Here is a 20,663-nt window from a genome sequence, read left to right as displayed (position 1 = left end):
ATCAGCCCCGCGCGCGCTGCGCCCAAGTGAGCAACGGTGCCCAATCTGCTTGGTGCTCACGAATTTGCGCCGAATGATAGTCGTGCAAGCCGCGGCCGAGGCCGGCCAGCATCACGTAGGCCTGACTGTCGCGCATCTGCGCCACTACCGGCACGTTCCAAGACTTCAGCAACTCAACGGCCTGTTGCGTCGCTTGCGTCCAAGGTTTGACACGGTTGACCACGAGGCCAATCGGCAACTGGCCCTTCTTAACGCGCGGATGCTTATGAATTTCGTTCAGAAAATGCACGGTCGGCTCGATATCAAGCGCAGACGGGCCGACCGGCACGATCACGACCTGGGCTTCATCCAAATACGCTTGAAGCGAGGCGCGCGTGGCACCTGCGGGCGTGTCGATGATGACGCGCTGCGTATCTTGCGGGATCTTCTTCTGCCAATTGGCGCGCGTGCCATCAATCGGAAGCACCGCATTGTCGAGACCGGAGCGACGTTGCGCCCAGTGGGTTGCGGAACGTTGGGGGTCGGCATCCACGATGACGGTATTCAAACCAGCGACTGCAGCCTGCGCTGCGAGATTGGTCACCACGGTGGTTTTACCCACACCGCCCTTCGAACTAGCCACAAGAATTGACTTCACCGCACGCCCTCGAAAAAGTGCATTGGGTTCCAAGCCTATCATTGGACCGCTGAAAATCGAGGTGTTCGGTCATCACCTCACAGGAAATCAGGGGAAACCCCAGTAAAATGCGCGCTGCCAGTACTTTTAGACAGAGACGCAATGACCTCCACGGCCGAACTCTCCTCCCCCGCGTCCGCCAACACGGGCCTCACCCACGGCGTCAGCGACGTCGATTACACGCTTGAAGATAAGTACCGCCGCACCGAAGGCCGCATTTATCTTTCGGGTGTCCAGGCACTGGTTCGCTTGCCGATGATGCAGCGCTTGCGCGATCAGGCTGCAGGCTTGGACACCGCGGGCTTCATCAGTGGGTATCGGGGTTCGCCCTTGGGCGGTTTCGATCTTGAACTTTGGCGCGCCAAGCAACATCTGGAACGCAACAGCGTGAAGTTCACACCGGGTTTGAATGAAGACCTCGGCGCGACGATGGTGTGGGGCACACAGCAGACCGGTTTGTTTGAAGGCGCCAAGCACGATGGCGTGTTCGGCATGTGGTACGGCAAAGGTCCGGGTGTGGATCGTTGTGGCGACGTGTTCAAACATGCGAACGCCGCGGGCACCGCGCAATTTGGCGGCGTACTGGCGCTGGCTGCAGATGACCATGCGTGTCGCTCCTCCACGCTGCCGCACGGTTCTGAACACGAATTCGTGAGCGCGATGATGCCGGTGCTCAATCCGGCGGGTGTTCAAGACATTCTCGAAATGGGCTTGCTCGGTTTTGCGATGAGCCGTTTCACCGGTCGCTGGGTGGGTTTCAAAACGATTGCGGAAACGGTGGAGTCATCTGCTTCCGTCGATGTGAATCCGTTTGCGCAACAGATCATCATTCCGGGCGATGACGAATTCGACATGCCGCAAGGCGGCCTCAACATTCGTTGGCCGGATCCGCCGATGGATCAGGAAATGCGTTTGCATCGTTATGCAGTGAAGGCCGCGCAAGCCTTTGCACGTGCGAACAAGATCGACCGCGTTGTCGTGGACAGTGCCGATGCGCGTTTGGGCATCGTGACCACCGGCAAGAGCTACCTCGATGTGTTGCAAGCGCTGGAATATCTCGGCCTCGACGAAGCCGCATGCCGCGACATTGGTATCCGTGTGTACAAGGTCGGCATGACGTGGCCGCTGGAGCCTGTCGGCATTCGCGCCTTTGCACGCGGCTTGAAGGACATTTTGGTCGTCGAAGAAAAGCACAGCTTCATCGAAAGCCAAATGAAGGAATTGTTCTTCAACTTCGACGGCGATCGTCCGAGCATCGTCGGCAAGTACGACGAAAGTGGCGAGTGGATTTTGCCGTCGACAGGTGAACTTACGCCGGCGCGCATTGCAGGTGTTATTGCCAAACGCATCCAACGCTTCCACGACAGTGAGCAGATTCGCACTGTCATGCAGTGGATGGAAGGTAAGGAAGGTGAGTTGGCTTTGCCGCGCGCGAACTTCCCGCGCGTGCCGCACTACTGCTCGGGCTGTCCGCACAACACCAGCACCAAGGTGCCGGAAGGCTCACGTGCTTTGGCAGGCATTGGTTGCCATTACATGGTGACCTGGATGAACCGCGACACCGACACCTTTACGCACATGGGCGGCGAAGGCGTGACGTGGGCGGGTCAAGCCGCATTTACCAACACCCCGCACGTCTTCCAAAACTTGGGCGATGGCACTTACTTCCACAGTGGCTCGTTGGCGATCCGCCAATCGGTCGCGGCGGGCGTGAACATCACCTACAAGATTCTGTACAACGACGCTGTGGCGATGACGGGTGGTCAACCTGTGGATGGCACCTTGAGCGTGCCGCAGATTGCACAGCAGGTGCTCTCTGAAGGCGTGCACACGATCATGCTGTTGTCGGATGACATCGCGAAGTGGACGCGTCAGCGCTATCTGTTCCCGAAGGAAGTGGAATTCCACGACCGTAAGGATCTCGATGATGTACAACGCCGCCTGCGTGAAGTGAAAGGCGTTTCGGTATTGATCTACGACCAAACCTGCGCGACTGAGAAACGTCGTCGACGCAAGCGCGGCAAGATGGTCGACCCGAACAAGCGCGTCATCGTGAACTCGCTGGTCTGCGAAGGCTGCGGCGATTGTGGTGAAAAATCCTTCTGCGTCTCTGTACTGCCGAAGGACACCGAATTCGGACGTAAGCGTGATATCGATCAGTCGAACTGCAACAAAGATTTCTCTTGTGTCGAAGGCTTTTGTCCGAGCTTTGTAACGGTCGAAGGCGGCACCTTGAAGAAAGGTCGCAAAGTGTCGGCGGCAGAGCGTCTCGAAAGCTTGCCGATGCCGACGTTTGCGAGCGCACTCGACAAGCCTTGGAACATCCTGATCACCGGCGTGGGTGGTACGGGCGTGGTCACCATCGGTGCATTGATCGGCATGGCAGGTCACTTGGAAGCCAAAGGGGCCACTGTGTTGGATCAAACAGGTCTCGCACAAAAGGGCGGCGCCGTCACGACGCACATCCGTATTGCCAAGACGCCTGAAGATATCCACGCCGTGCGCATTGCCGCCGGTGAAGCGGACTTGGTGCTCGGTTGCGACATGGTGGTGGTGAACGACTACTGGGCCTTGTCGAAGATTCGCGCCGAACGCACACGCGTCGTCTTGAACACCTATGAAGCGATGCCCGGCACCTTCACCACGCGTCCCGACATGCAGTTCCCGGCGCCCGACATCATTTCGGCCGTTGCACAGGCCTTGGGCGGTGAAGCACCGATGACCATCGATGCCACGCAATTGGCGACTGCATTGATGGGTGATGCCATTGCAGCCAACCTCTTCATCTTGGGCTATGCATGGCAACAAGGTCTGGTGCCGATTTCCTTCGAAGCCTTGATGCGTGCCGTTGAGCTGAACGGCGCTGCGGTGCCAATGAATAAGACGGCATTCGCGTGGGGCCGTTTGGCTGCCATCGACATGGCGGCTGTGGTGGAAGCCTCGGGCGTTGTTCGCAACACGCAAACACAAGCAGAGCGTACGCCGCACGCCTTGGCGATGTTGCCGGCGACGCATAACGAAGGCTTGGAATCGGGTTTGACCGGTGTTGGCCAAACCTTCGAAGAAGACGAGCTGCGTCATGTGCCCGCACACGGCAAAGACGGTGTCACCTTCTTGCCTTTGGATGACTCGCGCCTGTCACGCTCACTCGACGAAATCATCAAGCGTCGCGTCGAGTTCCTGACCGACTACCAAGACAAGGCCTATGCCGATCGCTATCTCGCCTTGGTCAATCAAGTGCGCGCGGCAGAAGACCGTCGCGTGTCAGGCAGCACGGATCTCACTGAAGCAGTTGCGCGCTACTACTTCAAACTCATGGCTTACAAAGATGAGTACGAAGTGGCGCGCCTCTACACCAATGGCGAGTTCCAACGCCGCATCGCGCAACAGTTCGAAGGTAAGGTCAAAATCAACCTTCACCTGGCACCGCCTTTGTTCGCGAAGAAGAATGCCAAGGGCCAGTTGATGAAGCAGCAGTACGGCCCTTGGATGTTGAAGGCGTTTGCGCAATTGGCGAAGTTCAAACATTTGCGCGGCGGCACCTTTGACGTGTTCGGTCGCACCGAAGAACGCAAGATGGAGCGCAAGCTCATCACAGACTACGCAGAAACCATTGGTCAGCTACTGCCGACCTTGGATGCAGGCAATGTCGCGCTGGCTGCTGAAATTGCTTCTGTGCCAGAACACATCCGCGGCTTCGGTCATGTCAAACATGCGCACTTTGAAAAGGCGAAGCAGCGTGAGCAAGAGCTGCTGGCGCAATGGGGCAATCCACTGCGCATTGTGCAGGTGGCTTAAACAAAAGACCCCGCGCAAGCGGGGTTTTTTGTGCGGGTCAGACTGCGATGTGTTCGACGCCGATATGGAGTGTGACCGCACCATCCGGTGCATACACTTCATAGTCCGTTTTGAAAGTGCGGATGTATGTGTCACACGTTGAAAAGTACAGCCAAACGCGATTCCACGCGTTGCCTATTGCCTCCGGTGACCTTCCTTCTGAAGTAAAAATCAAATACGTTCCGGCACTGACTTCGATGCCCGTCTCAGACGCTTTACCGACGGTCACCGTATAGTCGCCATCGCGATCTGTTTCGTAATCGGAATAGACAGCAAATGCCGTTTCTGAAACGGAGAACGCTGCGGATTCGCAATAGTGCTGCCAGAGCCCTTTGATCTGCCCGTGCGGCGACATTTCCCGGCTGTTGCTTGTGCGTACCGACGCGCCTTCGACGTGGAAGCCGCCACTTTGTTGGAGGAGGGTCATGTCATCCATATCCTGTGCATGGAGATGAGAGATGTGCTGCTTGATTCAACGCGGTTCATCGCCCGCACGCCCCTCTTGGAGTGAAGCAGAATTCTGACGCGAACACCATGCTCTTGGTTGTGCTTCTGCGCCTTCTTGAACAGTCCAACAGCGCAGCGCTTGTTGCAAGAGCACGTCCATCGCGGGTGTAAATTCGTGTCCCACGCCGGTTAAAAGCGTCAAGTACGAGCGATAGCCGGCAACAGACAGTGCTGACACCGCTTCAGATGTCGGACCGAGCGGCACGACCGGATCTGAATCGCCATGGAAGGCGTGGATGCGCGGACATTCGGGCGCACAAGTATTGCGGGTGGGCAGCCACGAGGGCGTCCAGCGCGCGGCTATCGGAAACGCGGCTGAGATCGCAGCAGGGTGGCGCAAGGCAACCAGAAGCGCCATGTCGCCACCAAAAGAAAAACCCGAAATGATCGGTTTTCCGACGGTGGGATATCGTTCGCGATAGACCGCCAAGTTGCGTGCCAATGCATCAGCCATGTCAAACGCCACAGCTTCTTGCGCGTGTGTCCCTAGCTGGCCGTATTCCATCGGATACCACGAACGTCCTGTGCCACGGACATAGGGCGCGCGCGGCAAGATCACGCGTGCGCGCAACTGCATTTTCTCGAAATGCGACTGCATGTCCTGTGGTTCGCCGCCACCACCGTGCAAGGCCACGATGAGCGGCAGCGCATCTTTAGCTTCGGCACCCCCCGTTTCGAATACAAGAAAACGCTGACCACCTATCGACTCGCTACGTGCGATGTTGCCAATCGCGTCGTCTTCAGCCCGGAGATGGCTCGGGCTGAGCAAGACGCAAGCGAACATCACCACGGCGTTCAACGTTTTTGAGATGCGCATGCGGCCTCCAAACAGACTGTGTGTGTGACCACGTCACGTGGCATCACAGGTCCACACCGATGCCGGCACCTGCCGATGCGTGGCCCTGCGTGAAGCTGGCGCCCAATGAAAACGAAGCGCGTGTCGCGAAGCGCTTGCCGTAGCCGACAGCGACTGCCGCTTGGTTACCTTGGACGCCGATACCCACGGCCAGTCGCCCTTTGGTCGAACTGCCATTCATCGTATTCACCGACATCTGCGTCATCGCCACGCTCATTGCACCGGTCTTGTCGATGCGCTGACCCGCGCTCTGAAAGCCGCGTTCGACGCGCGTGTTCAATTGCGTGAACCTGTCATCTTTCAGCAGTACTTGCTGATCGGTATACGCCTTGGCCGCCGTCAGCGTAGCGGCGTCGCCGCGATCGGCATGGTCTACCGCCATCTCCGCATATTTTCGCGCCGACGCAACAACTTGTTGCGCTTGGCTGTCTGCATGTTGATTTGCCGCAAGAAGTGTCCGCGCGTCGGCGTTGTCCACATACATTTGGGAAACACCGGCGCCGCTTCCGCCGCCAGATGTCAGGCGACTGTCGACCGCGGTCAAGGCGTCCCACACCGTGCCGTAGTTGTTCCCTTGAATGGTGTAGACGGGCGGCACGAAGGCGCCGCCCGCGTCGAATCCGGCCCCGCCACCTAGAGCGCCTGCCATATCCCTCAGCTGAGAAAGATTGGTGGCATCCGTGGCCTGCGTGCCGGCGGCAACGTGCGTCAGCTGTCGCTGCACGAGCGCGTCTCCGAATGAGACCGAATACGCACGATCGGTCGTGGCATAGTCTCCGATTGCAACCGCGTGGTCGTGGCTCGCCGTCACATGGAACCCCAACGCGACTGCGTCAGTACCGGAAACGAGACTGTCTGTACCCATTGCAAGACCGCGTTGTCCGACAACGTTGTTATTGATACCCAGGGCGACACCTCGTTCAGCAGCCACTGTATTGAAACGGCCGATCGCGGTTGCATAGTTCGCGGACTCGGCTGTTTCGTTGTTGAACCCGATTGCGAGACTGGACAATCCCCTCGTTATGTTTCCACGACCCATCGCAACGCTGTTGATTGCAAACGCTTCATTCTGATAGCCGATGGCCGTCGCGCCTTCCGCTGATGCGTTGTTTTGCACGCCGGTTGCATTCGCGGTTGTCGCGCACGTCGTGTTTTCGATGCCCACTTCGTAGCCCTGGTTCGTATCACCGGGGATATCAACACCTGCGGGATTTTTGCAGGATTTGTCGGCGGCATGCGCTGGTGCTGAGACGGCGGACAACAAAAGAAGCGCGAAGGCCGCGGGAGCAAAACGGGAAGGGAACATGGGGTGGAACTCTCCGGTGAAGAAACGAGGTGATATTTGGGATACGAGAAGCGCCACGCATGTCTGACATTCACAAGTGCGTGCGTGTTCGAACGACCTTGGGTCTGTCAGGGGTGACTGCCGGAATGCGTAACCCAAGGACGAATGACTCGATCCAAAGGTGCTCCCATGTCACTCCTCGCGCTTCTGTTGTGTCTGCTGCAGCAGCTTTGCCCACACGGCGCGCCGCACGCGTGCGCGCCAAGTACACCCGCCCAAGTGCGCGCAACATTGATTGCACAAGCCGTCGCGTGGGACGCGGCCATCGTCCGGAAAGACCGCAGTCGCATCGAAGCCAACATGGCAGAAGGCTTTGTGCACATCGGCGAATCAGGCGCGCTAAACGACACCCGCGGGTTTCTCTCGTCTGTGTTGGATCAGCGCCTTGAAATCACGCCTTACACGATGGCGCAGCTTGAGGTCCGCGTATTCGGAGACTTTGCCTTCTTGACTGGCACCACACGCTTGTCGGGTCGTTGGCAAGGGCAACCGTTCTCAACCCACTATCGTTTTACCGATACGTATCGTCGACATCGATGTGTTTGGAAAGTCGTGCGCGTTCAAATCACGCCGATATCTGATCCGTGATACGCGCGCTTGCCCGAAGGCGCATGCCACCTGGTGTTTCTACATGCGACGCGAGGTTTGCTGTCGCGCGAAACGAAGGTGCCACGGCATCACACCTTTGAATTGCGCGAGCGCTTGCACGCGTTCTGCAATCACTTCGTCGTTCCCATCCACGCGGGCGCAGGCGATACGCACGACTTCGATGTTCGCATCCCGCGCCGGCGCGTCGCAGCGCTCTGAGAGTTCACGGCGGAGACGCGACACGCCTCGGTTGTCACCCGCAGAAAGCTTCGCGACCAACAGGATGCCTTTTGCATCGAGTACTTGCGGATGCACTTCACCGTACACGGCGCGCGTGGACGCCAGCAGGCGTTGGCTCGCGATAACGGCCGCTTGTCCATCGCCGGCCGCCAGCGTGGTGTAAGCCAAAGCCATCAGCACGAGATCAGTCCGCGTATGTTTCGTACCAAATGTCTCGACCGTCGTTTTCAGCAGTGTCTGCAAACGATTTCGACTTGCCTCGATATCGTCTGTTGCAAGCGCCACCGCGGCCAAATTGACTTGTAGGAACACACCCGTACTGGGGCTGGACCACGTGCGATGCGCGTAGCGCTGCTCGCCCTCCATCAACCAGCGTTTTGCTTGATCGAATTCGCCGGCAGAGATTGCTGTTTCGCCCGCATTATTGAGGGCTTGCACGAAGGCCAAGGTGTGAACAGCCGAAGGATCTTTCCGCATCTGCTCAATACTCAATCGGCTATAGCTCATCGCTTTCACGAGTTCACCGCGTTCGCTATATGCCCAGGCGAGGTCATCGTGCAGCTTCGCCTGCAAGGGACGGCAGCGCTCCGCACACTGGTTGGACACGCGCGTTGCTGCGAGCGTGGTATCGAACGCTTCTTTCTCGCGCCCCAACCAATGCAGTGCCGCGGATTTTGCCCGTAGCGCTTCTGCAATGGCCAAATTGCTTTTTGCTTCGCGTGCAGCCGCTAGTGCTTTGTCCGCCATTGCGAGTGATTCTGCATGCGCGCCCAGCTGACGATGGACAGAGGCCATGGAACGCCACATCGCTGAACGGGCCTCTGCGGATTGATCACCGCTCGCGCCTGCTTTCTCCAACGCGTCCGCACCTGCCTTCAACAATTGCTTGACCGTGGCCGGATGGCGGCCATTGATTGCTTCGGGTCCGAGTGCGTCAAACATTCGAATGAAATGGTTTGACACAGCGGTCGCCGTGTTTCGTTCCGCTTCGGCGTTTGCTTGCGACACGCGTGCCGCCCGTTCTGCTGCGTCCGCGCGCGCCCTGGCGCGCTCGGTGTGTCCGAGCGCATTTCGCAGGCTATAAAGATGAAATCCCACCAGTCCTAGCAGAAGTGCGCTAGCTGCAATCAGTGGCCAGCCGCGACGCATCGTTCGCCTGAATCGATAGCCACGCTCGTCGGCGCGTGCTTTGACGGCGCGTCCGTCGCGCCAAGCGGCAAGGTCGTCCGCCAATGCGCGCGCGCTGGGATAACGACGCGCGGGATCATCGGCCGTGGCGACAGACACGATGCTATCGAGGTCGCCGCGAAGCTGACGCATCAGGGCCTCGATGCCCAGCGCGCGACGTCCGGCGATCGATGCGCCGTGGTCCGGCAGGCGTTTGTACTCTCGTTGCAAGCGCGATGACATGCGAATGCCTGTGCCATCCATGCGTTCTCCGGACAGCAACACGTGGGCGAGCAAACCCAGTTGGTAGATATCGCTTGCCGTAGTAACACTGTGTCCGTTGCGCTGCTCCGGCGAAGCCCAGGCCGGTGTCATTGCATAGGTTGGATTGCCCGCAAATGTTTCTTCGACATCCAACAGTCGCGCAATCCCAAAATCCAGAAGCTTTGCGCGACCATCTCCGTCGACCAGCACATTGGACGGCTTCAAATCCCGGTGCACAACCAACTGCCGATGCGCGTGATCGACGGCATCACACAACTGGATCAGCAGTTCAACGCGTTGCGTCAAGGGCGCGTTGTGCGCGTCGCACCACGTCACGATATCGGTGCCTTCGACAAGTTCGACGGCCAACCACGGCCTGCCGTCTTCATCGATCCCGCCATCGAGCAACTGCGCAATATGCGGATGCTGCAGTCTTGCGAGTAATTCGCGTTCGCGTAGAAACCGACTGGTCAGCATTGCGTGGCCTGCCCAAATCCGCTTGACCGCAACACGCTTTTCGTACGCACCGTCCGCCCTTTCGGCGAGGAACACTTCGCCCATGCCGCCGTTGCCAATGCGACTGATCAGCACATAGGGACCCATCCGCGCGCCTGCCCGAACAGCGCCGGCACTTTCCGACAGTTCATCTTCGCGCACGCTTTCCAGCAGAACTTCTACCCTGCGGCGAAGCGGCGCGTCCATGGTTTGCAGACGCGTTTGACGTTCGCGAACGTCAAGTTCAAGCACTTCACGCAAGGCGTGCAATGCGTGCGCCTCAAATTCATCGTTAACGTCATGCGTCATTCCGCAAATCCCCAGGGTGTTGAACAGCGTGATGCGCGCGACGCATGTGCGACAGTGCCCGCGATCGTTTCATTCCGACAAGTGATCTCTCAGCCAAGCCCGCGCAGCTGCCCAATCGCGATAGACGGTGCGATCATCCAAATTCAGAATCGACGCGACTTCGGTCACGCTCAAACCGATGAAGAAGCGCATCTCAACAATTTGCGCCATTCTCGGCGCCAGCTTCGTCAAGGTTTCAAGCGCGACATCCAACTCGGGCAGCCGGGTGTGTTCGGGAATAGGTAGATCCAACGCTCGTGCAAAGTCATCGCGAAGCCATCCACCGCCGTGCTTTTCCGCGCCGGCACTGCGCGCGCGATCAACGAGCAGTTGGCGCATCATGCGTGCCGCCATGTTGTATAGATGGGCGCGGCTATCGACAGATACCGGCGCGGGTCGATCAATCATCTTCAACAAGACATCATTCACGAGCGCGGTCGGTTGCAGTGTTTCGTGTCCACTCTGTCGACTCAATTGAATGCGCGCCAAGCGCCTCAGCTCGGCATACACCTGAGGTAAGACGCGCTCCAGCGCGGCTGTGTCTCCCTCACTCCAACACTGCAACAAGCGTGTGACGTCGTCGTTCATGACCCAGCGGCGCAATGGCAGTTCGGACGCTGCAGGATAACCGCGGCCGAAAACCTGAGTCAAACGGCGAATGCACTGGATTTAAAGCCTTGCGTGGCGCAATGCAGATACGCATTTTTGCCAGATTTACTGACAAATGTCAGACAAATCGGCGCCACTGCGTATCCAAGATATGACGCTACTTTCCTCACACCGCATCGCCTTGGCTATGCTTATTGCATGCGCAATACCCTCGGTGACCGCGCAAACCGTTCTGAACGAAGATAAGCGCTTGATCGCGCCGGGCGTGATTTCGACCGGTGATGACGAATGGGGTCTGACCCTTTCGCCGGATTCGAACATGATCTTGTTCAACAAGGCTGATCGCGGTTATTCCATTCAAGTGATCATGGAAGCGACGCGCGGACGCGACGGTCAATGGCGGTCACCACGTGTTGCGTCTTTCTCCGGGCAATACCGCGACATCGATCCTGCATTCAGCCCGGATGGTCGATACCTCATCTTTGCTTCCAACCGTCCTGTCGATCCGAACGGGGCGCGAAAAACGGATTTCGACCTTTGGCGGGTAGACCGACAAAGCGATGGCACATGGGGATCACCACGACACCTCGGCGATGCCGTCAACAGCACGGGCTCAGAAACAAACAGTTCAATCACGGTTGACGGGACGCTTTATTTCGCGACTTCCGACCGCGCGGGCGTGCTCGGACAACGCGACTTGATGCGTGCGAAGCCGACACGCACCGGCTACGACGCGCCTGAACCACTTTCGGCGCCCATCAATTCAGAATTCGACGAATCCAATCATTGGATTGCGCCCGACGAGTCTTATCTGTTGTTTCTCTCCAACAGACCCGGCGGCTTCGCAGCGAATGACCTTTACATCAGCTTTAGATCTGCAAGCGGATGGACGATGCCGAAAAACATCGGTCCGCGCCTGAACCGACAAGGTGCCAGCGGTGTGTTCACGCCCTTTGTCGACACCCGAGGCACGCTCTATTTCGCCGAACGCGATACGCAATGGCAACCCTTGCCTGACGCACCGCTTTCAACCGATGCGCTTGAGGCGTACTTGCGTGGACCCCGCAACGGGCAAGGCGATCTGTATTCCATACCGTGGTCGGTCGACGCCTATCGATGAATCGAAGAGCAAGCGCCGGACACCTTGAAATTTCAACACAATGCCCAGGAAACCATTCGACATGACGTACTTCAGACGCGGATTGATTGTGTCATTTGCCTTGCTGTGCGCAAACGCACACGCTCAAGTTGCAGAGATAGGGCCACGCGACTTGCACGTGGAAGCCTTGAGACCTAAGACGTACAGCTACCTTGTTTACAACAGCGCACCCGCAAAGGACGACGTTCAGTTGGCCAACTTGGCAACCGTGACACTCTCAAGCCAGCGCATTGAGGGCAAACAGGCATGGGTCATCGAACAAGCTTGGCGGGACGAGCGCGGCACGTCGCATACCGCACACACGGTGCACGCCGCCGATGATCTATCGACGCTTTCGCAAAAGAGCCACTGGCGCAACGCGCGCGGCACCTACGATATCGAACTGATCGGTCAGGGTCTCGAAGTCGCGGGCCCCGCGTCTCGAGAAGAGGTGCAGAAAATGTATGCGGGCGTTGCAGCCGCGTCGCGCGCTTGGTGGCTGAACTGGCATTCCGATTTGGTGCTGCTGCCGCTTTTGCCATTTGAGCGCGGCGGCACGCTGCGCATTCGGCTATTCGACGTCGGAATGCCCGATGCATTGCACGTGGACTACGTCGTCAAAGGCGAAAGCGTGATTGAGGACGCGATGGGCGAGAAGCATGTGTGCTGGCTGGTCGAAACCGAAAGTGGTGCGCCAGGGCAAGGCAATGTGCAGCGATTCTGGATTGATAAGCAAACGCGAACCGTCATGAAACAAGAAGACCTGTACCAAGGCAACTACCGAGACAAATATCTGCTGAGTGTGCCCGTGTCACGCAGTTATCCTGTTTCCACGACGCGATGAAACATCGATGCTCATGGATCCGGCGTGTCGGTATCTTGGTCGCCATTCTCAAGCGCCGAACGCGCCGTCGCAGCCAACAGCCGATACTTGCTGCGGAACTCATCCAAGCGCTGGTCTTCAAGGTCTTCTAAATCCAACAGTGCGTTGTGTGCACCTTGCGTTGCACGAATCAATTCATCGAGTTTGATTTGGATGGCTTCAGTGTCACGGTTCTGCGTGTTCTGAATCAAGAACACCATCAAGAAGGTCACAATGGTTGTGGCGGTGTTGATGATCAGCTGCCAGGTATCGCTGTAATTGAAGATAGGCCCTGTCACCAACCAAACCACGATCAAGAGCACTGCAAATACGAAAACCTTCGGCCGCCCGCAGAAGCGCGAGGCGGCTTGCGCGAAACGGGAATAGGCAGATGCGTGCTTCATACCTCACCTCTTCGCTTGTAATGTCAGATCACTTGAGGTGTCGTGTTGCGCGAAGCGCGACCACCCAACATGCGCGCCGGCAACATCATTAAGGCAGTCAAGAAAGCGAAGACTGCAGACAGCGTGATGCCGACTAGACGGAACGGCAAAGACAACAACCAAACGATCGGCCAGAGCACTATCGCCAACAACGCGAGCGGCCAGCACAAGACAAACAACACGCACCAAGCGAGTAGGCTCAGCAATACTTTCATCGTCGATCGTCCTTCATAGTTGAATGCAACGTGCGTACAGGTGCGCACGCGTTGATAGTCACACAAAGCTGTGCAAGGTTGCGTCACAAAAGAAAAGCCCCGCTGCTGCGGGGCCTTTGCTGTTTAACCTGCGTTGCCGAACCTCAGGGCGCGGCCACGGCCACAGCACCACCGCCGTAGCGTTGCTTGTTGTCGCGTGCGCTCGCCATGATTTGTGCAACGGTTTGACCATTGCAACCGAAGTAGCGGGACGAATGCAGCCAAGTGTTGTCGTTTGCGTACGAGAATACCAACTGCTTGTCTTTCAGAATGTTGATCACTTTTGCAGCGACTGCGCGTTCCAATGCCGGGCAGCCATAGCTGCGACCGATGCGACCTTGTTTGGCAATCATGTTTGGATTGACGTAATCGGCGCCGTGCATGACGATCGCGCGCTGACGCGCATTGTCATTGAAGCCGCGATCCAATCCGTCCATGCGCATGGAGTAGCCGTTGCCGCCTTGGTAGGTTTCCGCGGTCAAGAACAAACCGATGCTGGTCTTGTGGCTGTTCTCGGTGTTTCCGAAAGACGTGGCGTAGTTCATGCCACTGCCTTGGCCATGAGCCACGTATTCGTTAAACAACAAGGTGTTGTTGTCGAGATCGAAGACCCAAAGACGCTTTTCAGTCGACGGGCGTGAATAGTCGATCACGGCCAGTCGGCTCGAGTCCGGCACGTCGCCGTTCAAGACCGCGCAGCTACGCGCTTCCAAGGCCAAAGCCAAGACACCCGGATCCGCCGTCGGTGCCAAAGCTTGCAGCTGGGCAAGCTCACGTTGTTGCGGCGTGAGGGTTTGCAGGGTCGGGCGAATGGGGGAATGAATGACCCGAGCGCTCGGTTCCGGGGCCGTCTTAGGGGCCGTGGAACAACCGAACAAGGTGGACGCGGTCAGACAGATGAAGAGGGCGTGAAGTCTTTTCATGCGTGTGAAGATACACGCACAACTTCTTGATTTGTATGAATGGGCGCCTATCTTTTGGGGCGCCACGCATTCACTTTCCCCAACAAAATCCTGCGCTTAGCCTTCCCGTGCTGGGGGCTCAGCCACGTCGACGGGCACCGAATCCTTCGATTTCTCTGGTTTTTCGGGGGTCTGCGGTGCCGGCGTGACCGGTACCGTGTGTGGCACCAACGCCGGATCTTCCGCCTTCGGCAGCACGGGCGTCGATTCAGCCGGAGTTTCAGCTTGTGAAGGCGTTTCGGCCGCATTTGCGCGAACCGGTGCATTCACGTTTTCCACAGCCGTCGGCGCTGCTGGCGTCGTCACGTCTTTCGGTTTGGTTGCCGTGTCCGTGCCTGCCTTCTTCTTGCTCACGACAGGCCATGTGCCGCTGTCAGCTTCCGGCACCGGAACGCCGGTGATGGCGTCGATCGGCGCCACATCGCCCGGGTGGATCAAGTTCTCAATTGACGCCGTGAGGTCGTCAGTGATGATCACGCGGGTGCCGATCTTGGTGATGCCATACAACTTCTCAGAGAAGGCTTTCGGCATGCGCACGCAGCCGTGTGAGGCCGCGTGTCCCGGGTTGTACCCCGCGTGCAAGGCAATCCCATCCCAAGTCAGGCGCTGCATGAAGGGCATGGGCGCGTTGCTGTAGAGATTGGAGTGGTGCATCGTCTTCTTTTGCAGAATCTCGTAGCTACCGGAAGGCGTATCGCGCCCGGCAATCCCCGAGCTGACCGTAGACACCGCAATACGAATGCCATTGCGATACACGTGCATGCGCTGTTCGTTCAAGCTCACGACAATCACAACGGGGCCCGTAGGCGACAGGTCAGGCGCCCAAGAGAAGGTGTTGGGTTTGATGACATCGGGATCTAGCGTCAACAGCTTGGCCTTGGGCGCAGACGACGTCTTGCCCACGCTTGGTTTGGCCGTTGTTTTCTTCGATGTTGTTTGCGCGTGCGCCGAGCCGACCAAGGCCAGCGCAATTGCAATGACTAGTACCCCACGCATTTCTCACCACCACCCCGTATTCAGTACGCGCAGGTTACCCGAATACGCGTGAACGGGGTGCGGTGGAAAGCGAACGCTTACTTCTTGCTGAAGATCGGCGTCAGGTAGTCGGTTTTGCCCTTGATTTGTTCGAGGTGCGGATAGCGCTTGCCGCCGTAATACGGCACATCGATCGTGCGGAAGCGATTGAAGTCCTTCACCGTCAAACGGATTGGCGTTTTGCTGGTCTTGGCAGCGGTGATGGCATCATTCAACACGTCAGCGGTGTATTCGACATCGTTCACGGCGACGACCGTCATGCCCGTGCCAATACCGGCATTGAAGGCCGGGCTGTCCCAACGGGTATCGCCGATTTTGCCGGCGCGATCGGTCGTGATGCCCAATGAATAGACGAAGTCGCCACGGCCGGATTCACGCGCGCTAGCCTTGGCTGCATCGGTCGGCGTTTCTTTGTAGACCAATTTCCAACCCGTATCTTCGATCGTGTTGGCGAACGACACGCGACCTTCCAAACGGTCTTTCAACCAGGTACCCCAATCCATCGGCACGATGCTGTTCAAGGTCGAAACGACTTCATCGAAGTTGTAGCCCAATGGGGTTTCCCATTGACCATCATTCTTGCCGAAGAAGGCCGCGGCGAAGGTATCCAGCGATTTCTTATTGCCGGTCTTTTCACGAATCAATGCATCGGCGCCCAACCAAATCAATTGGCCGGCGCTGTAATAGTCTTCGCTCAATTGATAGTTGCGGTACGGCTTCGGACGACGCGAGGCGATGACCGGATCGTAGGTGGTGTCTTGCACGTTGCGCCAACCGAGACCGGTCGCACCATCGGTGTAATACGCAACGACCGATGCCAAGGTGTCACGCGAGCGTTCCATCGGACGCAAACCTGAGCGTGCGGCAAGGACGTTGCCCCAGTATTGGGTTTGGCCTTCATAGACCCACAACAAACCGTCATCCAACGGCGTGTTGAAGTTGCCGACCATTTGGCCGTCCGGACGGCGGTACTTACCGTTCCAGGAGTGCGTCATTTCGTGGGGGAGCAAATCATCGCTCCCGGTTTTCTTGTCCCAGTCTTTGAAGTAACCGAGTTCTTGACCGTTCTCGCTTGAACGTTGGTGCTCAAGACCGTTGCCGGCCATTTGCGTCGACAGCGAGAGCAAGAAGTCGTAGTGATCGTAATGCTCAGAGGCATACAGCTTCTTTGCTTGGCGCAAGAGTTCTTTGTGTTGTTCGATATGCTCAGGCTTGGTTTCGAGGTACTTGGCTTCGTCTGCCACCACGTTCAAGCGCACCGGCTTTTGACCCGGTTCTGACAACAGAATTTGTTTGTAGTGGCGACCGGCATAGACCGGCGAATCGGCGAGCACTTCCAGCGGCACTTGCTTGTAGATGACCGTATCGCCTTGCTTCGACGCAACGTCGAGCGCGGTGCCTGCGCCCCAGCCGCTCGGATATTTCACGGACGGGTTGAATAGGATCTTCGATTGCGCATAGCCCGCCGGATACAACAGCACGGCGTTCCATTGCAGATTGAGCATGCTCGGTGTCATGACCACACGACCTTGACCGGAATCGGTCGGGGTCATGTATTGGAATTCCGCTTTGATGTTGCTCACACCTGCCGGCACATCCAAGTTGAACGCAAACACGTCCAGCGGATCGCGCTTCCACACCAAGGGCTTGCCGTTGGCGGTGAACTTGATGCCTGCGATCTTGTCGATCGGACCACGCGGCGAGTGATTGCCCGGCAGCCATGCCGGATAAAGCAAGGTCAATTTGCCGGGCTGCACCGGAATATCTTGCGAGATGCGCATGATCCGCTGTTGCAAATTGGTCGCATCGACATTGACCTGAATCGGACCGGCCGGATAGGCCTCATCTTTCACAGGAATGGTTTGTGCAGCGACGCCTTGAATGGCGAATGCGCAGGCTAAAGCAAGCGCGGTACGAACTGGCAAAGTCTTTGACACGATTGAGCTACCCCGGATTCGATTGAACACTTCATCGTATCGATCTGAGGGCCCACCGTATGTGCCGAAAGACACAGGTCTGTGTGCGCATCGTCTAACTGCGGACCTTAGTCCGCTTGCGTGCGGACCTGATCCGGGTGTGTGCGCCAGTGCTTGAATCCCAATGCCAAAGCGATCGCGAGCAGTCCCGATGCGATGAACCAAGGGATGCCAGGCAGCTCGATGGGCGCGCCGTCACCAATGAACTTGGCGAACGTAAAGGTATAGAGCGTTGGACCGACGACGCCGGCCAGCGAGATCAAACTCGACATCGCACCTTGGATGCGTCCTTGCACTTCGGGCCCAACTTCGCGTGTCACCAGGGCCTGTGCGGCAGGGCCGGCGAGTCCCCAGAACGCCATCACCGGTATGGCGCAGAGGAATAGGAGGCCGGTGGGTGCGAGCCCATAAGCGGCGAATCCCAACACGCCGGCAAACAAGCCTAAGACCAGCGCTTTGTGTTCGCCCAAGACCGGCACCCACTTTCGAACCAAGAAGCCCTGCACCAAGGCCGAACACACGCCGACCACGGCCAAGACCTTGCCAACCGCAAAGGGACCCCAGTCGTAGCGATAGTCGGCATACAGCACGAACACGCTCGGATAGACGTAGTGCGCGAGGTTGCTTAACAACAAGATGAGGGCGAGGGCAAAGAGTTGCGGGTATTGCAGAATCAGCTTCACCGATCCGACGGGGTTTGCATGGCGCCACGAAAAGGCCTTGCTGCGATGTTCAGGCGCCAAAGATTCCGGCAACACAAAGAAGCCGTAGAGAAAGTTGGTGAGCGCCAAGATCGCCGCGCCCCAGAATGGATAGCGCAGGTCGTAGTGGCCCAACCAGCCGCCCAACATTGGTCCGATGATGAAACCGACACCGAACGCCATGCCAATCAGTCCGAACGCAGCCGCGCGTTTGTCTTTAGGCGTGACGTCTGCAATGTACGCATTGGCCGTACTGAAGCTGGCCGAGGTGACCGCGGAAATCACACGGCCCACAAACAGCCACATCAGGGTGGGTGCCAAGGCCATAAAGATGAAGTCGAGGCCCAACCCTAAGCACGACAGCAGAATGACACGGCGGCGACCGAATCGATCCGACAATGCACCTTGTAAGGGTGTCGAGAAAAATTGGATAGCGGCAAACACGGTGCCGAAAATGCCGACCCAGTAAGCGGCATGCTTGGTATCGCCGCCGACAAACTGCTCAACCAGATGCGGCAGCACGGGAATGATCAAGCCGAATGCAAGGATGTCGATCAACACCGTAATAAAGATGAAGATCAGCGCTGCCTTGCGTTGCGGCGCATGAAGTGTGGTGTGCATGGGATGTCTCAGGCGTGGAGGGCGTTGCCCGCTAACATCAATACGTGGTCGCGAAGGTCGTCCGGCCAAATGGCAATGTGGGATTCGAGGCTGGCAAAATCGCGTGCAAACAAAGCGCGCGTCGCTTCTTCAAAACCCGGCAGGTTGCCGGCCATCGCCGACATGAAACGATAGCAGCGTTCTTGCGATTGTCGAACACGATCTGCGCCCTCGTGTAACTTGCGCGCGTCTTCCACCAACTTCCGCAATGCGACAGACGCACCCCCCGGTTGCGCGTTCAACCATTGCCAGTGGCGTGGCAACAATGTGATTTCGCGCGGGACGACGCCGAGCTTGGGCCGCCCGCGACCGCGCTTCGGCGCGTCTTCAGCGGCCGGTGCTGGCGGCAGTTGCACCGCGCTCTGGCCGCTCAAGGCATAGCGGTGGGTGACATCGGCGACGCTGCCGCGCAGATCCAATTCGATGGCCGTGCCATCTTGGTCACTGAAGACCCATAGCTCGGGCACGTGATCGGCGCTTGGAAAGCGCTGCTTGACCTTGATCGCGACATGGCGCAATTCGCCCCAGGCCAAACGCTCGTGGGCGAGAAAAGCGGTGCAACGCGTGGTAGGTGGGTACGGGGTCATGACATGGCTGCCTGTAACGTTGCAGCCATTATTTATATCCGGATAAAATTGTCAAGTCCTGATTTGAACCGGCGGCGCGTGCGTGGCTCAGCGGCGGCTGGTCTCAATGAAACGCAGGAACTCGTTGCGGGTGCGCGCGTCGTCACGGAAGGTCCCCAGCATGCTCGAAGTCAGCATGCTGACGCCGCGCTTGTGCACGCCGCGCGTGGTCATGCATTCGTGCGCGCCCTCCACCACCACGGCGACACCTTGGGGTTGCAGCGCGCGTTGAATGCAGTTGGCAATTTGCGCGGTCATTTTTTCTTGCACCTGGAACCGACGGGCATATGCATCAACGACACGGGCCAATTTACTGATACCGACCACTCGGCCATTCGGTAAGTAGCCCACATGCACGCGACCAATGATGGGCGCCATGTGGTGCTCGCAATGGCTTTCATATTCGATGTCACGCAGGATGATCATCTCGTCATAGCCGCAGACTTCTTCGAAGGTGCGCGCGAGGTATTCGTCTGGATCCACGGCATAACCGCTGAACCAATCGCTATACGCCTTGACGACGCGCTTCGGCGTATCCAGCAAGCCTTCGCGTTCGGGATTGTCGCCGGACCACTTCAGTAAGGTGCGAACTGCGGCCTCAGCGTCGGCGCGAGAAACGTTGTTGCGGATGTCATCGTCTTCGTTCATCCGCACAGTTTAAGTTACGCGCCGTGGCCACGCTGTAAGCGATCCGCTTGGCCGGCGGTCTCGGCATCCAGCAGCTGCCAAGTTTCTCGCACGGCACTGCGTGCTTCAGGCCACGTCAACCGCGAGCGGCCATGCGCTTCTGCCCAAGCGGCGCGCAATTCGGCTTCTACCGTTTCAAACAGACGGGTTTGGAAGCGCGGATACGTATCGAAACCGAAGGCATAAGCGGGCGCATAGTCCGACCAGGCGCGGCCCGCCGAGTAATAGGGGGTGCCGAGGTAGAGATCGGAAAAATGGGCGACGCATTCGTAGCGGTTCTTGAACATGGCATCGGCTTCACAAGGGGTTTTCGGTCGGAGGTTGGACATGGCTCCACTTTCAAGAATGTGCAGGTGCAGCACTGTGAAATTGGGGCTTCCCGTGCCA

General features: G+C 57.9%; 19 protein-coding genes. 4 read left to right on the top strand and 15 right to left on the bottom strand.

The genetic code is table 11. From position 1 onward, the window contains the following. Nucleotide 1 precedes the first annotated feature (1 nt). Complete coding sequence (locus G7069_RS03915) at nucleotides 2–637, bottom strand: ParA family protein (protein WP_166294483.1); 636 nt, start codon at nucleotides 635–637, stop codon at nucleotides 2–4. A 141-nt stretch (nucleotides 638–778) separates the two neighbouring features. Here G7069_RS03915 and G7069_RS03910 point away from each other — a divergent pair, with 141 nt between their 5' ends. Further along, complete coding sequence (locus tag G7069_RS03910) at nucleotides 779–4,474, top strand: indolepyruvate ferredoxin oxidoreductase family protein (RefSeq protein ID WP_166294481.1); 3,696 nt, start codon at nucleotides 779–781, stop codon at nucleotides 4,472–4,474. Nucleotides 4,475–4,511: 37 nt separating this feature from the next. Here G7069_RS03910 and G7069_RS03905 read toward each other — a convergent pair whose 3' ends face one another. The 3 genes from G7069_RS03905 to G7069_RS03895 are packed head-to-tail and all read right to left on the bottom strand — an operon-like array spanning nucleotide 4,512 to nucleotide 7,182. Further along, complete coding sequence (locus tag G7069_RS03905) at nucleotides 4,512–4,940, bottom strand: effector binding domain-containing protein (RefSeq protein WP_166294479.1); 429 nt, start codon at nucleotides 4,938–4,940, stop codon at nucleotides 4,512–4,514. Between the two features lie 45 nt (nucleotides 4,941–4,985). Beyond that, nucleotides 4,986–5,837 carry a dienelactone hydrolase family protein gene (locus G7069_RS03900; RefSeq protein ID WP_166294477.1) on the bottom strand — a complete coding sequence of 284 codons (852 nt, stop codon included), beginning with the start codon at nucleotides 5,835–5,837 and terminating at the stop codon, nucleotides 4,986–4,988. 43 nt (nucleotides 5,838–5,880) lie between these two features. Further along, on the bottom strand, nucleotides 5,881–7,182 hold the full coding sequence (locus G7069_RS03895; protein WP_205758750.1) for a YadA-like family protein: 1,302 nt from the start codon (nucleotides 7,180–7,182) through the stop codon (nucleotides 5,881–5,883). Between the two features lie 168 nt (nucleotides 7,183–7,350). Here G7069_RS03895 and G7069_RS03890 point away from each other — a divergent pair, with 168 nt between their 5' ends. Further along, nucleotides 7,351–7,809 (top strand): nuclear transport factor 2 family protein, encoded by a 459-nt coding sequence (locus G7069_RS03890; protein ID WP_166294473.1) that lies wholly within the window; start codon nucleotides 7,351–7,353, stop codon nucleotides 7,807–7,809. Between the two features lie 39 nt (nucleotides 7,810–7,848). Here G7069_RS03890 and G7069_RS03885 read toward each other — a convergent pair whose 3' ends face one another. Both G7069_RS03885 and G7069_RS03880 read right to left on the bottom strand, forming a co-directional pair. Next, on the bottom strand, nucleotides 7,849–10,284 hold the full coding sequence (locus G7069_RS03885) for a serine/threonine-protein kinase (RefSeq protein ID WP_166294471.1): 2,436 nt from the start codon (nucleotides 10,282–10,284) through the stop codon (nucleotides 7,849–7,851). A gap of 69 nt (nucleotides 10,285–10,353) precedes the next feature. Continuing rightward, the gene (locus G7069_RS03880) at nucleotides 10,354–10,911 is read right to left on the bottom strand and encodes an ECF-type sigma factor (protein WP_166294469.1); all 558 of its coding nucleotides are present in this window, start codon (nucleotides 10,909–10,911) and stop codon (nucleotides 10,354–10,356) included. Nucleotides 10,912–11,146: 235 nt separating this feature from the next. Between G7069_RS03880 and G7069_RS03875 the strand changes: the two genes are divergently transcribed. Next, entirely contained in the window at nucleotides 11,147–12,052 is a 906-nt protein-coding gene (locus G7069_RS03875) for a PD40 domain-containing protein (RefSeq protein WP_166294467.1), read from the top strand. Nucleotides 12,053–12,113: 61 nt separating this feature from the next. Continuing rightward, a complete protein-coding gene (locus G7069_RS03870) occupies nucleotides 12,114–12,914 on the top strand; it encodes a hypothetical protein (RefSeq protein WP_166294465.1) in 801 nt (266 codons plus the stop codon). An 11-nt stretch (nucleotides 12,915–12,925) separates the two neighbouring features. Here the strand turns inward: G7069_RS03870 and G7069_RS03865 are convergent, their stop codons facing one another. The 9 genes from G7069_RS03865 to G7069_RS03825 form a co-directional block, all read right to left on the bottom strand. Further along, the gene (locus tag G7069_RS03865) at nucleotides 12,926–13,336 is read right to left on the bottom strand and encodes a low affinity iron permease family protein (RefSeq protein WP_166294462.1); all 411 of its coding nucleotides are present in this window, start codon (nucleotides 13,334–13,336) and stop codon (nucleotides 12,926–12,928) included. Nucleotides 13,337–13,359: 23 nt separating this feature from the next. Continuing rightward, entirely contained in the window at nucleotides 13,360–13,590 is a 231-nt protein-coding gene (locus G7069_RS03860) for a hypothetical protein (RefSeq protein ID WP_166294460.1), read from the bottom strand. 143 nt (nucleotides 13,591–13,733) lie between these two features. Next, a complete protein-coding gene (locus G7069_RS03855; RefSeq protein WP_166294458.1) occupies nucleotides 13,734–14,552 on the bottom strand; it encodes a murein L,D-transpeptidase catalytic domain family protein in 819 nt (272 codons plus the stop codon). A gap of 96 nt (nucleotides 14,553–14,648) precedes the next feature. Next, entirely contained in the window at nucleotides 14,649–15,587 is a 939-nt protein-coding gene (locus G7069_RS03850; protein ID WP_166294456.1) for a L,D-transpeptidase family protein, read from the bottom strand. Nucleotides 15,588–15,664: 77 nt separating this feature from the next. After that, nucleotides 15,665–17,563, bottom strand: coding sequence for a hypothetical protein (locus G7069_RS03845; RefSeq protein ID WP_240912627.1), 1,899 nt, complete (start codon nucleotides 17,561–17,563; stop codon nucleotides 15,665–15,667). A gap of 107 nt (nucleotides 17,564–17,670) precedes the next feature. Continuing rightward, on the bottom strand, nucleotides 17,671–18,924 hold the full coding sequence (locus tag G7069_RS03840; protein WP_166294454.1) for a TCR/Tet family MFS transporter: 1,254 nt from the start codon (nucleotides 18,922–18,924) through the stop codon (nucleotides 17,671–17,673). Between the two features lie 8 nt (nucleotides 18,925–18,932). Next, a complete protein-coding gene (locus G7069_RS03835) occupies nucleotides 18,933–19,550 on the bottom strand; it encodes a DUF2239 family protein (protein WP_166294452.1) in 618 nt (205 codons plus the stop codon). A gap of 87 nt (nucleotides 19,551–19,637) precedes the next feature. Beyond that, on the bottom strand, nucleotides 19,638–20,237 hold the full coding sequence (folE, locus tag G7069_RS03830; RefSeq protein ID WP_166294449.1) for a GTP cyclohydrolase I FolE: 600 nt from the start codon (nucleotides 20,235–20,237) through the stop codon (nucleotides 19,638–19,640). 14 nt (nucleotides 20,238–20,251) lie between these two features. Continuing rightward, nucleotides 20,252–20,605: a hypothetical protein gene (locus tag G7069_RS03825; RefSeq protein ID WP_166294446.1), complete on the bottom strand. Its 354-nt coding sequence runs from the start codon at nucleotides 20,603–20,605 to the stop codon at nucleotides 20,252–20,254. Nucleotides 20,606–20,663 lie beyond the last annotated feature (58 nt).

The sequence above is a fragment of the Lysobacter sp. HDW10 genome (genome assembly GCF_011300685.1).
Taxonomy (GTDB): domain Bacteria; phylum Pseudomonadota; class Gammaproteobacteria; order Xanthomonadales; family Xanthomonadaceae; genus Solilutibacter.
This window is presented reverse-complemented; position numbering and strand designations above follow the sequence as displayed.

Bases quoted from the DNA above. Each gene is read 5' to 3' on its own strand.
- G7069_RS03860 (WP_166294460.1), bottom strand. From the start codon at position 13,590: ATGAAAGTATTGCTGAGCCTACTCGCTTGGTGCGTGTTGTTTGTCTTG.
- folE (WP_166294449.1), bottom strand. From the start codon at position 20,237: ATGAACGAAGACGATGACATCCGCAACAACGTTTCTCGCGCCGACGCT.
- G7069_RS03835 (WP_166294452.1), bottom strand. From the start codon at position 19,550: ATGACCCCGTACCCACCTACCACGCGTTGCACCGCTTTTCTCGCCCAC.
- G7069_RS03900 (WP_166294477.1), bottom strand. From the start codon at position 5,837: ATGCGCATCTCAAAAACGTTGAACGCCGTGGTGATGTTCGCTTGCGTC.
- G7069_RS03880 (WP_166294469.1), bottom strand. From the start codon at position 10,911: ATGAACGACGACGTCACACGCTTGTTGCAGTGTTGGAGTGAGGGAGAC.
- G7069_RS03905 (WP_166294479.1), bottom strand. From the start codon at position 4,940: ATGACCCTCCTCCAACAAAGTGGCGGCTTCCACGTCGAAGGCGCGTCG.
- G7069_RS03840 (WP_166294454.1), bottom strand. From the start codon at position 18,924: ATGCACACCACACTTCATGCGCCGCAACGCAAGGCAGCGCTGATCTTC.
- G7069_RS03890 (WP_166294473.1), top strand. From the start codon at position 7,351: ATGTCACTCCTCGCGCTTCTGTTGTGTCTGCTGCAGCAGCTTTGCCCA.
- G7069_RS03910 (WP_166294481.1), top strand. From the start codon at position 779: ATGACCTCCACGGCCGAACTCTCCTCCCCCGCGTCCGCCAACACGGGC.
- G7069_RS03825 (WP_166294446.1), bottom strand. From the start codon at position 20,605: ATGTCCAACCTCCGACCGAAAACCCCTTGTGAAGCCGATGCCATGTTC.
- G7069_RS03865 (WP_166294462.1), bottom strand. From the start codon at position 13,336: ATGAAGCACGCATCTGCCTATTCCCGTTTCGCGCAAGCCGCCTCGCGC.
- G7069_RS03895 (WP_205758750.1), bottom strand. From the start codon at position 7,182: ATGTTCCCTTCCCGTTTTGCTCCCGCGGCCTTCGCGCTTCTTTTGTTG.
- G7069_RS03850 (WP_166294456.1), bottom strand. From the start codon at position 15,587: ATGCGTGGGGTACTAGTCATTGCAATTGCGCTGGCCTTGGTCGGCTCG.
- G7069_RS03885 (WP_166294471.1), bottom strand. From the start codon at position 10,284: ATGACGCATGACGTTAACGATGAATTTGAGGCGCACGCATTGCACGCC.
- G7069_RS03870 (WP_166294465.1), top strand. From the start codon at position 12,114: ATGACGTACTTCAGACGCGGATTGATTGTGTCATTTGCCTTGCTGTGC.
- G7069_RS03855 (WP_166294458.1), bottom strand. From the start codon at position 14,552: ATGAAAAGACTTCACGCCCTCTTCATCTGTCTGACCGCGTCCACCTTG.